Origin of the sequence: Candidatus Pseudothioglobus singularis PS1, assembly GCF_001281385.1 — a bacterium.
Taxonomy (GTDB): domain Bacteria; phylum Pseudomonadota; class Gammaproteobacteria; order PS1; family Pseudothioglobaceae; genus Pseudothioglobus; species Pseudothioglobus singularis.
Genome location: NZ_CP006911.1, coordinates 1,701,284 through 1,714,148, shown reverse-complemented (window position 1 = coordinate 1,714,148; position 12,865 = coordinate 1,701,284). Strand labels below are relative to the sequence as shown.

Annotated in this window: 11 protein-coding genes; 5 read left to right on the top strand and 6 right to left on the bottom strand. The window is 37.3% G+C overall.

Annotated features, from left to right (window positions below):
- Positions 1-105 precede the first annotated feature (105 nt).
- The 4 genes from dnaN to W908_RS08640 all read left to right on the top strand — a co-directional run bounded on the left by dnaN (position 106) and on the right by W908_RS08640 (position 5,771).
- Positions 106-1,209 carry a DNA polymerase III subunit beta gene (gene dnaN, locus W908_RS08655; RefSeq protein ID WP_053820762.1) on the top strand — a complete coding sequence of 368 codons (1,104 nt, stop codon included), beginning with the start codon at positions 106-108 and terminating at the stop codon, positions 1,207-1,209.
- A gap of 13 nt (positions 1,210-1,222) precedes the next feature.
- Complete coding sequence (recF, locus tag W908_RS08650) at positions 1,223-2,311, top strand: DNA replication/repair protein RecF (protein ID WP_053820761.1); 1,089 nt, start codon at positions 1,223-1,225, stop codon at positions 2,309-2,311.
- A gap of 100 nt (positions 2,312-2,411) precedes the next feature.
- Positions 2,412-4,799: a DNA topoisomerase (ATP-hydrolyzing) subunit B gene (gene gyrB, locus W908_RS08645; protein WP_053820760.1), complete on the top strand. Its 2,388-nt coding sequence runs from the start codon at positions 2,412-2,414 to the stop codon at positions 4,797-4,799.
- A gap of 111 nt (positions 4,800-4,910) precedes the next feature.
- Positions 4,911-5,771: a phosphoribulokinase gene (locus W908_RS08640; protein WP_053820759.1), complete on the top strand. Its 861-nt coding sequence runs from the start codon at positions 4,911-4,913 to the stop codon at positions 5,769-5,771.
- Between the two features lie 18 nt (positions 5,772-5,789).
- On the opposite strand, the gene leuS is transcribed toward W908_RS08640, so the two are convergent.
- Both leuS and W908_RS08630 read right to left on the bottom strand, forming a co-directional pair.
- The gene (gene leuS, locus W908_RS08635) at positions 5,790-8,249 is read right to left on the bottom strand and encodes a leucine--tRNA ligase (RefSeq protein ID WP_053820758.1); all 2,460 of its coding nucleotides are present in this window, start codon (positions 8,247-8,249) and stop codon (positions 5,790-5,792) included.
- A 9-nt stretch (positions 8,250-8,258) separates the two neighbouring features.
- Positions 8,259-9,197, bottom strand: coding sequence for a dihydroorotate dehydrogenase (locus W908_RS08630; RefSeq protein ID WP_053820757.1), 939 nt, complete (start codon positions 9,195-9,197; stop codon positions 8,259-8,261).
- A 50-nt stretch (positions 9,198-9,247) separates the two neighbouring features.
- Between W908_RS08630 and bioD the strand changes: the two genes are divergently transcribed.
- The gene (bioD, locus tag W908_RS08625; RefSeq protein WP_053820756.1) at positions 9,248-9,889 is read left to right on the top strand and encodes a dethiobiotin synthase; all 642 of its coding nucleotides are present in this window, start codon (positions 9,248-9,250) and stop codon (positions 9,887-9,889) included.
- On the opposite strand, the gene W908_RS08620 is transcribed toward bioD, so the two are convergent.
- From W908_RS08620 to W908_RS08605, 4 genes are all read right to left on the bottom strand, one after another.
- Positions 9,881-10,240 carry a ClpXP protease specificity-enhancing factor SspB gene (locus W908_RS08620; protein WP_053820755.1) on the bottom strand — a complete coding sequence of 120 codons (360 nt, stop codon included), beginning with the start codon at positions 10,238-10,240 and terminating at the stop codon, positions 9,881-9,883. The two genes, bioD and W908_RS08620, sit on opposite strands and share 9 nt — an antisense overlap.
- 6 nt (positions 10,241-10,246) lie before the next feature.
- Positions 10,247-10,876, bottom strand: coding sequence for a glutathione binding-like protein (locus W908_RS08615; RefSeq protein WP_053820754.1), 630 nt, complete (start codon positions 10,874-10,876; stop codon positions 10,247-10,249).
- A gap of 75 nt (positions 10,877-10,951) precedes the next feature.
- Positions 10,952-11,635: a cytochrome c1 gene (locus tag W908_RS08610; protein ID WP_053820753.1), complete on the bottom strand. Its 684-nt coding sequence runs from the start codon at positions 11,633-11,635 to the stop codon at positions 10,952-10,954.
- Between the two features lie 3 nt (positions 11,636-11,638).
- Positions 11,639-12,862: a cytochrome b gene (locus W908_RS08605; RefSeq protein ID WP_053820752.1), complete on the bottom strand. Its 1,224-nt coding sequence runs from the start codon at positions 12,860-12,862 to the stop codon at positions 11,639-11,641.
- Positions 12,863-12,865 lie beyond the last annotated feature (3 nt).

Sequence of the window (12,865 nt, the reverse complement as noted above, 5' to 3'; positions counted from 1 at the left end):
ATAACCACAACACAAACTATTGATTATTTTCAAAAAAAGAAAGTAATTAACAAATAATAGATCAGCTAATAATAACAATAATTAATTTAATAAGAAAGGCAACTTATGAACACTGAATTAAGCGTTGAAGAACTTATAGAGCCGTTGCAAACTGTGATTGGAGTAGTTGAGAAAAAACAAACTTTACCAATACTCTCTCACGTACTAATTCAATTAAAAGACAACAAACTTACACTAACAACCACTGATATGGAACTAGAAATCAGTGCTTCAAATAAAATCATAAGTGATTCAGAAGTCACCTTTACAATTTATGCAAAAGACTTGATTGACATTGTAAGAAAACTCCCAGAAAAAACCCAAATAAAATTTAAAATAGAAGAGAACAAAGTTTATCTAAATGCTAACAAAAATACGTTTGAACTAAATACTTTTAATCACTTAGACTTTCCCGCCCTTCCTAAAACTCAAAACTCAAGTATTATCAAAATTAAGCAAGATACACTCAAAAAGTTAATTGAAAACACTAGTTTTTCAATGGGAAATCAGGATATTAGGGCATATTTAAACGGTCTCTTTTTTGAACTAAATAAAGACTCTTTAACAGTGGTTGCAACAGATGGGCACAGACTCTCAATCGGCGAGGTCAATCAAGAAAGTAGTTTAGAAGAAAAAAAGACAGTGATTCTTCCTAGAAAAGCAGTACTAGAACTAACTAAACTACTGAATAAAAGCACACAAAGTATTGCTGAAATACACCTATCTGATAATTATTTTTCATTAGTTGACTCTAGTAGTAAAATTATCAGCCGTTTGATCGATGGTAATTTTCCAAACTATAAACAAGTAATGCCAACTGATTTTAGTAACACTATTGTTATTGATCGTGAAGACTTTTTATCTAGCTTGCAGCAAGCCTCAATATTTGTAGATGAGAGAACTAAAGGTGTCAAACTTGTTTTTAGAGAAGACAAGCTTAGTATTTTTTCTCACTCAGAGAGAGGTAGAGCTGAAACCCAAATTGAGGTAACGAAGCAAGAAAAAGAACTAGAAATTGCTTTTAATATTCATTATTTAATTTCAGTTCTTGAAAAACTAACTTCTAAAGAGGTGAACATGGTCATACCAGGAGGTGAAAACAAATCGTGTTTATTAAGTGCTGTCGGTGACGAAAGTTATCAATATATTATTATGCCAATGAGAATATAGTTGTTGTGCTTTAATGGCAATTATTGAAAAGCTGCATGTTTTAAAGTTTAGAAATTTGACAGATCAATATCTGCTGCCCAACAATAACATCAATTTAATAATTGGACAAAATGGCCAAGGCAAAACAAACTTCATTGAATCAATATATTACTTAGGACATAGTAGGTCATTTAAGACTAAAAACCTAAAAGACATCATTCCATTTGACGAGCAACAAATAAAAATAACCGCACTTGTAGACAAACAAAAAGTCAGTATTATAAAATCTCGCGATAAAAGCCAGATTTTAATTGACGAAGAAAAAATCTCTAGTAATAGTCTTTTAAGCCAAATTCTTCCGATACAAATTATCTCACCAGATCGTGGATTTGTTGTAGGGGGGTCTCCCAAATTAAAAAGATCTTATCTTGATTGGGGGGTTTTTCATAATAAAAGTAACGAAACACTTACAGCATATAAAACTTATAAAAAAACCCTTAAAAACATTAACACGCTGCTCACAAGCGGGAACAAAGGAGAGCTTGACGAGTGGTTTACACAGTTTGCAAGTCTTTCTGTAGACATTACAAAGGGCCGTATGGATTATGTGGAGCAGTTAAAAACTCTCCTTAACGACCAATCCAAGGGAAGACTCAATAGTTTAATTAAAGCTAATGATAATTTTACTTTTCACATTCAAACAGGCTGGCCAAAAGAGGTTGATCCCCTTAGTCAGGTAAAAATATTAGAGTATCTTTTAAAAAATAAAACAAATTTTTTTAAAACTAAATACTTGAGTTATGGACCCCATAGGGCGAATATTGAATATCTCTTAAACAAAAGAAACGAAAGCTTTCTTTCAAGAGGTGAGCAGAAAAAAATGTCAATTGTTTTTTGGATGCTTCAAGTTTTGATTCTTGTTCAAAACAAAACAAAACCAATTGTATTAATTGATGATGTTTCATCAGAACTTGACCAAAGCAAAATTAAGTCTATTATTGATTATTTAACTGAAATCAATATTCAAATTTTTATTTCAGATATTGGCAACATTGACTTACCCTTAGACCCCAAAAAGACAACCATTTTTGAAATTAAAAAAGGCGTTCTAAAGGGTTTATAACGATCTTTTTTTAATACATAATTAGACTTAAAAAATACAGATGAAATGGCGCTAAACAACGCAGCCGTGGTATAATAAATTTATTTTTAAAGGGGCAGTTATGACCGAAGAATACCAAGCCTCCAATATTAAAGTTTTAAAGGGTTTGGACGCTGTTAGGAAACGCCCTGGAATGTATATTGGCGATACCGATGATGGTACAGGTTTACACCACATGGTTTTCGAAGTTGTCGATAACTCAATTGATGAAGCTTTAGCCGGCCATTGCTCCAAAATTGAAGTTGTAATCCACGATGATAACTCCATATCAGTTACTGATGACGGAAGAGGTATTCCTGTAGACATTCACCCTGAAGAACAAATATCTGCCGCTGAAGTTATTATGACAATCCTGCATGCGGGAGGTAAGTTTGATGATAACTCTTATAAGGTATCTGGGGGGCTTCATGGGGTTGGTGTTTCAGTAGTAAATGCTTTGTCTGAGTCGCTTCATTTGACTATTTTCAGGGGTGGTGATATTTATGAGCAAGACTATGTGTTGGGCGTTCCTAAAGAGCCATTAAAGACAACAGGAAAAACAGATAAAACTGGAACCATAATTCATTTTAAGCCTAGTGCAGAAATCTTTACAGAAACCGTTTATAAGTTTGAAACACTTTCTAATAGATTAAGAGAGCTTTCATTTTTAAATTCAGGCGTACACATTGAGATCAATGATGAAAGGTCTGATAAAAAAGATGTCTTTGTTTATGAGGGCGGAATTACAGCCTTTGTTGAGCATTTAAACAAATCAAAGAACCCTATACATAGTGATATTATTTCCATTGCTACAGAAAAAGATGACATCTCAGTTGATGTTGCGCTTCAATGGAGTGATTCTTATCAAGAGAGCGTTTATTGTTTTACAAACAACATACCGCAAAGAGATGGAGGAGCCCATCTTGCAGGCCTTAGGGCCGCCCTCACTAGAACACTTAATAATTTTATCGATGCCTCAGGACTAGCTAAAAAAGAAAAAGCAGCTATTACCGGAGAAGATACCAGAGAGGGTTTAACAGCGATACTTTCCATTAAGGTTCCTGACCCAAAATTCTCTTCCCAAACTAAAGATAAGCTTGTTTCCTCAGAGGTTAGGGCGCCTGTTGAGTCTTCTGTAAACGAAAAGCTTGGAGAATATCTTCTTGAAAACCCCGCAGAAGCAAAAATCATAATAAGTAAAATTTTCGAGGCCTCAAGGGCGCGCGACGCAGCCAGAAAAGCCCGAGAAATGACCCGTAGAAAAGGTGCTTTAGATATTGCAGGCCTTCCTGGAAAGTTGAGTGATTGTCAAACAAAAGACCCTGCTGAATCAGAAATTTTCCTTGTTGAGGGGGACTCAGCGGGAGGCTCTGCTAAACAAGGAAGAGATAGAAGAACTCAGGCAATTCTTCCTCTTAAGGGAAAAATATTAAATGTAGAGAAAGCTAGATTTGAAAAAATCCTTTCCTCCCAAGAAGTTGGTACTTTAATTACTGCTTTGGGTTGCGGAATTGGCAAAGAAGAATATGATATTGAAAAACTCAGATACCACAAGATTGTGATTATGACGGATGCTGATGTAGACGGCGCCCACATTAGAACCCTTCTATTAACTTTCTTTTATAGACACTTTCCTGAGCTTATTGAAAATGGCTATCTTTATATTGCACAACCGCCTTTATATAAAATCAAAAAAGGAAAACAAGAGCGATACTTAAAAGATGATGCAGAGCTTGATGAGTATTTGCAACAAGAGGCTATCCATGATGCTAATCTTTTTGTTAATAGCGATACTCCAGCAATTCAAGGTGTTGCACTTGAAAAAATTGTATCAAGCTACTATGAGTCTATTGGGATTATTGTAAAACTTGGTAAAAAATACAATGAGCCTTTGTTAAGGGCTATTCTAGGAATGCCAAAGATGGACCTAAATGATCCAAAGAAAGCTAAAGAATGGTGTGAGTCTCTTCAACAAAAAATGAATAATAGTAGCTCCATGTCTGAGAGTCACGATCTAAGCTTTTCAAACAATAGCGTGATTTATTCGATGAAAACATATGGTGTTGAAACAAGTACATCTGTTCTTGATGTAGGTTTTTTTGAATCAAGAGAATATAAAAATATAGAAAAGTACTCAAGCCAGGTTGAGAGTATGTTTACTGACGAAACATTTGTTCAGAAAGGCGCAAAAGAGGTAAAAACACCAGACTTTACTACCGCCCTCAACTTTCTTTTGGTTGAGGCAAGAAAGGGACAGGGTTTTCAACGATATAAGGGGCTTGGAGAAATGAATCCTGATCAGTTGTGGGATACTACAATGAATCCTGAGTCTAGAGTAATGCTTAAAGTTAAAATCGAAGATGCAATTGCTTCAAACGATGTTTTTACAACACTTATGGGTGACGAGGTTGAGCCAAGAAGAAACTTTATTGAAGAAAATGCACTTAAGGTAGACAACCTCGACTTCTAATTTAGTAAACTAATAACTTGAATTGAATTAATTCGAGTTACGAATTTATTTACTAACCACCTGACCGCATTTGTAAGATAATTACTTTAATTACTTACAAATGGTAGGGTTATGTCAAAAGAACATCCTGTTATCGCTATAACTGGCTCTTCCGGAGCTGGAACGTCGACTGTTAAAAATGCATTCAATCATATATTTGGAAGGGTTGGTGCTAGGCCAGTTATTATTGAGGGTGATAGTTTTCATAAGTTTGATCGCAAACAGATGAAGACTGCAATGGAGCTTGAAGATAAAAAAGGAAATAAGTACTTTAGTCATTTTGGTCCTGAAGCAAATCATTTTGATCTGATTGAAAAAACATTTAAACAGTATGGTGAAAAAGGGCATTGTGATCGACGCTACTATATTCATTCTGATGAAGAGGGGGCTCCTTTTGGGAAAAATGCTGGTGAGTTTACCGAGTGGGAAGATGTTGGAAGAGATAGTGACTTATTGTTTTATGAGGGCCTGCATGGGGGCGTCAAAGATGGAAACATCGACGTAGCTAAATATGTTGATTTACTGATAGGCGTGGTGCCCGTTGTGAATCTGGAGTGGATTCAAAAAATTCATAGAGATAAAGAGCAAAGAGGATATAGTGCAGAGGCAACTGTTGACACAATCCATAGACGAATGTGGGATTATATAAACTACCTTACCCCCCAATTTTCAAGAACCCATATAAATTTTCAAAGAGTTCCAACTGTTGACACGTCTAATCCTTTTATAGCAAGAGACATACCAACTCAAGATGAAAGTTTTGTCGTTGTTAGGTTTCAGGACCACAAGTATTGTGACTTTGTTTACCTACAAGATATGGTAGCAGGCTCATTTATGTCCCGACCCAATACGTTAGTTGTTCCAGGCGGAAAGATGGGCTTTGTAATGGAGCTAATTTTAAGAGAGCAAGTAGAGAAAATGCTTAAGCATTAAGCACGATCCATTAGATATTTAGTCTTTTACAACAATGTTGATTAGTCGATTTGGAACAACAATTACTTTGATTATTGCTTTGCCTTCAGTGAACTTTAAAACTCTTTCATCTGAAAGCGCTGCCTCTTCTACAAGTTTATTTTCGGAGTCTAATGGCACTTCTATTTTTGCCCGTAGTTTTCCATTAACCTGGGCTATTAGTTGAACATTTTCTTGAACAAGGGCTGAATCATCCACTATAGGCCAGCTTGAGTTAACTACCGCTTCTTTCCCTCCCAACAAAAACCAAAGGTGGTGACAAACATGAGGCATAACGGGGCTGAGGCATTTAACCATTATCTCAATTGCCTCTCGTTTTATGAAGGCCCCTTCTCGTGAGTCATCATTATATTTTGATAGCGTATTGTTTAACTCCATCATAGCAGCAATTGCGGTATTAAAAGAATGCCTTCTTCCAAAATCATCGCCTACTTTTTGCAGGGCTAAATGGGTTTTTTGACGAATTGTTTTTTGCTCTTCTGTAAGCTTAGAGGTATCTATTTTTGAAACAACAACGCTGTTTTTTGACTCCACAAAACTACTTACAAGTCGAAAAAATTTGTTTATAAACCTATGAGAGCCTTCGATGCCCGTGTCTGACCACTCAAGATCTTGAGTTGGAGGAGCAGCAAATAAAATAAAGAGTCGTGCGGTGTCTGCCCCGTATTTTGAAATCATTTCTTCTGGGTCAACTGTATTGCCTTTTGATTTGCTCATTTTGGCCCCATCTTTAAGCACCATCCCCTGAGTGAGAAGATTGGTGAACGGCTCATTTGTCTTTACAATGCCCTCATCCCGCAGGAGTTTTGTAAAAAAACGTGAGTATAAAAGATGTAATATGGCGTGCTCTATGCCTCCAATATACTGGTCTACTGGAAGCCAATAATTGGCTCGTTCATCTAATATCGCATCCTTCTGATCAACACAGGTGTAACGTGCAAAATACCAAGAAGATTCAAAAAAAGTATCAAAGGTATCTGTTTCTCTCTCCGAATCTATTCCACATTTTGGACAAGGCGTCTTATAAAAACCAGGCATTTTTTTAAGTGGTGAACCCACTCCATCTATTGCCACATTTTCTGGGAGTCGAACCGGGAGATTTTCAAGAGACTCTGGAATAGCCCCACAAGAAGGGCAGTTTATTATTGGAATTGGACAACCCCAATATCGCTGTCTTGAAATTCCCCAATCTCTTAGGCGATAATTAGTTTTTTCTTCACCCATTTTTAGGCTCGATAGTTTTTGGCTTATTGCCTTAAATGCGACGCCGAAGTCAAGGCCACAGAACTCACCAGAGTTGATAAGAATTCCTTTTTCAACGAATGCTTCTTCGCTTATATCAACTAGGCCATTGGAGTCAGCAATCACTTCTTTAATAGGAATATTGTATTTATTGGCAAACTCATAGTCTCTTTGATCATGGGCTGGAACACTCATAACTGCTCCAGTGCCATAGCCCATTAAAACAAAGTTTGCAATCCAGATAGGAGTTTTTTCCCCAGTTAGGGGGTGGATGCACGTGAGTCCAGAATCAACACCCTTTTTTTCCATGGTTTCGATTGCAGCCTCAGCAGTTTCCATTTTTTTGCATTCATCAAGAAATTTTTGAACCTGTTTATCTTTTTTACCGGATTCTATTGCCAGAGGGTGCTCTGCAGCGATGGCAAGATATGTAACGCCATAGAGCGTATCTGGCCTTGTTGTATAGACTGTAATTGAATTTGCGTTATTAAGCTTAAACTCAATATCTAGACCAACTGATTTACCTATCCAGTTAGTTTGCATCATTTTAACAGCATCAGGCCAACCATCAAGTTTTTGAATGTCTGCCAAGAGCTCGTCTGCATAATCAGTTATTTTCATATACCACTGAGAAATCTCTTTTTTCTCAACGGGAGCGCCCGAGCGCCATCCACAACCATCCACAACTTGTTCGTTAGCAAGTACTGTATGATCAATGGGGTCCCAGTTTACAACAGCCTTTTTTTTGTAGACTAGGCCTTTTTCAAATAACTTAATGAAGAACCATTGTTCCCATCGATAGTATTCTGGATGACAGGTTGCTAGCTCTCGCGACCAGTCATAGCCAAAACCTAATTCGATTAATTGATGCTTCATATGGCTTATGTTTTCATAAGTCCATCCTGCAGGCGGCACCTCATTTTTTATAGCAGCATTCTCTGCTGGGAGGCCAAAAGCATCCCATCCAATTGGCTGCATAACGTTTTTACCCAGCATCTTTTGATACCTTGATATAACATCACCAATACTGTAATTTCTTACATGTCCCATATGGAGTCTCCCAGAGGGATATGGCAACATAGATAGGCAATAATATTTCTCTTTAGTTTCGTCCTCTGTAACTACAAAAGAGTTATTTTTTTCCCAATAATTTTGAGCCTCTCTTTCGATTTTTTTGGCGTTGTATTCTTGTTGCATTGTTTAGTTTTAATTTAAGTTGAGAGTTCCAACGAGCGAGCCTACACTATTCATTTCATGTTTTTCTAGATACTGACTAATTCCAGCATTAATTTCTTGACAGACCAGCGGGTCATAAAACAAAGCAGTGCCAATTCCTATTGTATCTGCTCCTGCAATAATAAACTCGATTGCGTCTTGTGCATTAACTATTCCGCCTTGCCCAATAATAGGAATATTATGGTTTTTGCTGACTTGGTAGACCTGATGAACCTTAAGAAGTGCTATTGGCTTTATTGCTGGACCAGAAAGTCCGCCTTGATTATTCCCAATTATGGGCTTTTGTTTTTCAATATCTATAGCCATACCCATGACTGTGTTTATTACAGCTAAGCCATCACTTCCAGCATCAATACACCGAAGTGCATTTGAGGCAATATCAGTTTGGTTGGGCGAAAGTTTTGTGATAATAGGCTTGCTTGTATTTTTGCGACATATTTCTACAACTCTAAAGGACATATCAGGATCATTTCCAAAGGCTACGCCTCCTTCTTTGACATTGGGACAAGAGATATTAATCTCAATTGCATCAATATCTGTATCATCAAAATGCTTAGCTACCTCACCATACTCTTCAACACTAGAACCAGAAATATTAATAATAAACTTAGTTTCATCTTTATCTAAAGTGGGCAAAATATCAGTAATGACTGAGTTAGTTCCTGGATTTTGAAGGCCAATTGCATTAAGCATTCCATTTGGAGTTTCGGCGACCCTGTGTGTTTTATTTCCTAGTCTGGGTTCTAGAGTAGTGCCTTTTAAACAAACTGCGCCTACATGAGAGTTAGAGAACCCTTTTATTCTGGTGTATTCTTCTCCAAATCCAACACACCCCGAAAGCAGAACGATTGGGGAGTTAAGGGACATCCCACAAAAACTTGTTTTAAGATTATTTTGCATTGTCGACATTATACTTTTATGATGACTTGGGAGTCATTAACTTCGTCTAAAATGTTGCTATGAATGGAGTTTTTGTTACTGGAAGCAATACAGAGGTTGGAAAAACCACAGTTTCTGTTGAAATAATAAAGCAGCTTAGAAAAAAAAGAAAAGTCGTTGTAAGGAAGCCGGTAGAGACGGACTGTGAGTTGGTAGACGGAAGTTATTTTCCAAAGGATGCGGTGAAGCTCAACGAGGCTTGTGGTTCCGGAGAGAGTTTAAGTCAAGTCTGTCCTTATTGTTTTGAACTTGAGGCGAGCCCTGAAGAGGCTAGTTTGGATGCTGGAAAATCCTTAGGCCTTGAAGACTTGGTATACGCCTGCAATGATGGAGTTGGTGAGCGTTTTGTTTTTGTTGAAGGGGCAGGTGGGTTTTATTCACCGATTGCAGACAAAGCCCTCAATTCGGATCTTGCTGTTCAGCTTGAATTGCCAGTTATTATTATTGTTAAGGACGAGCTAGGAGCAATAAGCCAGGCTTTGTTGGCCATCGACGCTGTTCTCAGCAAAAAACTTAAAATTGCTTTCGTCGTTCTTAATGAGGTTCGTGAGAATACGCTTTCAAATCTTGAAGCGCTTCGCTCTTATACAGACGTTCCTGTTCTAAAGTTTTCGATTAAAAATTCTGAGTTATTTTATTTAGAGGTTGAAAAACTAATCTAGTATCGTAAGGCTTGGTTTTTTATCCCCCTTATCTGAACTAATGCCTTTGTTGTCAAAAAGCATTCCCTCGCCATTCTCATTGGCATAGATAGACATCACAGCTTCACAGGGAACAATAATCTTTTGGGACTTGCCATTAAAGCGCGCTTTAAAGCTTATGATTTCGTTATTGATAAGTCGATCAGCAGTTGCTGAAGCGCTAATGTTTAAGACTATTTTTCCATTGTTTTCAAACCCATCAGGAATTGAAAGGCCCTTACTTTTGGCCCTTACTAAGACGTATGGAGTGAGATTGTTATCCTCTATCCAGTTGCAATATGCTCGGATTAAGTAGGGAATAACGCCTGGCATTTGTCTCTAGTTAAAGTCCTTTTCAGCAAAAGTCAAACTATCATGAAAACCTTCTTTTTCAAAAAGCCTATTTGCATATTCTTTGATTGGCTTTGCTTTTTCGCCTAATGAGATTCCTAGAAGATCTAGCCTCCAAAGGATTGGTGCAATACAAACATCAACAAGTGTCATTGTTTCGCTTTTAAAGTAAGGCTTATGAGAAAACAAAGGGAGAAGCTCTAATAAGTTTCCATTCAATGTTTTTCTAGCAGCATCTGCTTCTTTTTTGTTTCCATTGAGAATTTTCGAGACAAGCTCATACCAGCATCCATCTGCTCTTGTGAAGCGGTAGATCAAAAGCCTTTTTTCGGCTTTTTCAATTGGATCTACTGGCAAAAGCGGCGGGAAAGGAAAGCGTTCATCAAGGTATTCCATGATAACTGAAAGATCATATAAAACCATCCCCCTGTCAAAAAGAGTGGGAAGCGTCTCGCAAGGATTAAGCTCAAGCACTTCTTCTGGCATTTCATCAAATTTTAGTTCTATGACTTGTCTTTCTATCGACTTGTGAGCCATAATAAATCTGACAGCATGAGATTCTAGCTCTTGTGATGCAGAATAAAGGGTTGTTGAGGCCGGATTGGGTTTTGTTAGCATAGTTTTTACCGAATTAAAAAAAAGTCCCTTGCCGTTTTAATGACAAAGGATGATTATGAAAGATTGTATCAGAAATCAGTCGCGAGGTCTCCAAATGCCATATTTGACATCCTTCCAGTATTCTTTTTTGAGAAGATAAACCAGGATAAATAGGATGCTTAAGAATAATAGAACCCATTTACCAAGCTGTAGCCTTATTAATTTCGCTGGCTCGCCAACATAGTCTAAAAAGTTTGTTATGTCACGAACACTATTATCAAACTCTGACTCAGATTGAGACTCTCGAAGCGACCATAGGACATCTGGCATAGAGGCATTTACTAAGACTGTGTTGTTTACCCCAAAAATTCGCTCTTCATCATCATAAAAGCTTCGTAGATAGGTGTAAATCCAGTCAGTTCCTTTTGATCTTGAAGTTAAAGATAGGTCTGGTGGGACGCCTCCAAACCATTTCGCTGCAGCATCTTCTGGCATAGCTGAAGTAATGGATTGCCCTACTTTATTTCCTGCAAACATTAGATTTTTAGCAACATGCTCTTCGGTTAGGTTTAGGTCTTTAGCAATTCGATTGTAACGCATTAAGCTTATCTCATGACAACCTGAGCAATAGTTCATGAATAGTTTGGCCCCATTTTGCAAAGAGGCTTCGTCAAAAATATCAGTATTTGCATGATCTAAATGAACCTTACTTGCAGCAAAAATATTTACAGAAAAAAGAAGAACAGAAAGGCCAACTATTAATTTTAATTTTATTCTCATATATTATTCAGTAACCCTTTCTGGAACCTCTTTGGTTTTTCCAAGGGTGCTAAACCAGGGCATTAAGATAAAAAAAGCAAAATACAAGGTCGTAAAAATACGAGCTAGTAAAGCATATAAAGGGGTAACTGGTTGAACACCAAGCCAACCTAAAATAATAAAGCTTACAACAAAAATCCCAAGAATCCATTTATAAATAGGACTTCTGTAACGTATTGATTTAACTGGGCTCCTGTCTAGCCAAGGAAGAAGGAAAAACACTCCAAGCGCTGCAAACATTGCTAATACTCCAGGGAATTGTGAACCAAACAGGGGAGGGATTGCCCTTAATACAGAGTAATAGGGGGTTAAGTACCATAATGGTGCAATATGTTCTGGCGTTTTAAGTGGGTTAGCCTCAATGAAGTTTGGAGCTTCAAGAAAATACCCATTTAGGGCTGGCGCATAAAAAACAACTGCACAAAATATCCATAAAAACCCAACAACAACAACACTATCTTTAATTGTGAAGTATGGATGAAAGGGGATTCCATCTTTTGGAATTCCATCCGCATCTTTATTTTTCTTTATTTCAATTCCATCTGGATTATTTGATCCAACGTGGTGAAGAGCAACAATATGCAAAAAGACAAGAACAACAAGAATAAGTGGAATAACAACAACATGCAATGAAAAGAAACGATTTAAAGTCGAATCACCAACAGCATAATCACCCAAAATCCAAACTAATAGATCTGGCCCTACAATCGGGACTGAGCCAAAAAGTGAAATAATTACTTGGGCGCCCCAAAACGACATTTGCCCCCAAGGTAAAACATAGCCCATGAAAGCTTCAGCTAATAAAAGAATATATAGCACCATGCCAAGTATCCATATCAATTCCCTTGGCCCCTTATAAGAGCCATATAAAAGGGCACGCATCATATGAAGATAAATTATTACAAAAAAAGCAGACGCTCCTGTCGAATGCATATAGCGTATAAACCAGCCCCATTCAACGTCTCTCATAATATACTCAACTGAGGCAAAAGCATACTCTGCATCAGGCTTATAGTGCATGGTTAAGAATATCCCAGTAACTAACTGCATTATAAGCATCACCACTGCTAAGCCACCAAAGAAATACCAGAAATTAAAGTTTCTAGGCGTATAGTATTCTGCTAAATGCTCATTAATAACCCTAGTTAATGGAAATCTTTGGTCTATCCAGCTTTGCTTATTATTCATGTT

Bases quoted from the DNA above. Each gene is read 5' to 3' on its own strand.
- dnaN (WP_053820762.1), top strand. From the start codon at position 106: ATGAACACTGAATTAAGCGTTGAAGAACTTATAGAGCCGTTGCAAACT.
- recF (WP_053820761.1), top strand. From the start codon at position 1,223: ATGGCAATTATTGAAAAGCTGCATGTTTTAAAGTTTAGAAATTTGACA.
- gyrB (WP_053820760.1), top strand. From the start codon at position 2,412: ATGACCGAAGAATACCAAGCCTCCAATATTAAAGTTTTAAAGGGTTTG.
- W908_RS08640 (WP_053820759.1), top strand. From the start codon at position 4,911: ATGTCAAAAGAACATCCTGTTATCGCTATAACTGGCTCTTCCGGAGCT.
- leuS (WP_053820758.1), bottom strand. From the start codon at position 8,249: ATGCAACAAGAATACAACGCCAAAAAAATCGAAAGAGAGGCTCAAAAT.
- W908_RS08630 (WP_053820757.1), bottom strand. From the start codon at position 9,197: ATGTCGACAATGCAAAATAATCTTAAAACAAGTTTTTGTGGGATGTCC.
- bioD (WP_053820756.1), top strand. From the start codon at position 9,248: ATGAATGGAGTTTTTGTTACTGGAAGCAATACAGAGGTTGGAAAAACC.
- W908_RS08620 (WP_053820755.1), bottom strand. From the start codon at position 10,240: ATGCCAGGCGTTATTCCCTACTTAATCCGAGCATATTGCAACTGGATA.
- W908_RS08615 (WP_053820754.1), bottom strand. From the start codon at position 10,876: ATGCTAACAAAACCCAATCCGGCCTCAACAACCCTTTATTCTGCATCA.
- W908_RS08610 (WP_053820753.1), bottom strand. From the start codon at position 11,635: ATGAGAATAAAATTAAAATTAATAGTTGGCCTTTCTGTTCTTCTTTTT.
- W908_RS08605 (WP_053820752.1), bottom strand. From the start codon at position 12,862: ATGAATAATAAGCAAAGCTGGATAGACCAAAGATTTCCATTAACTAGG.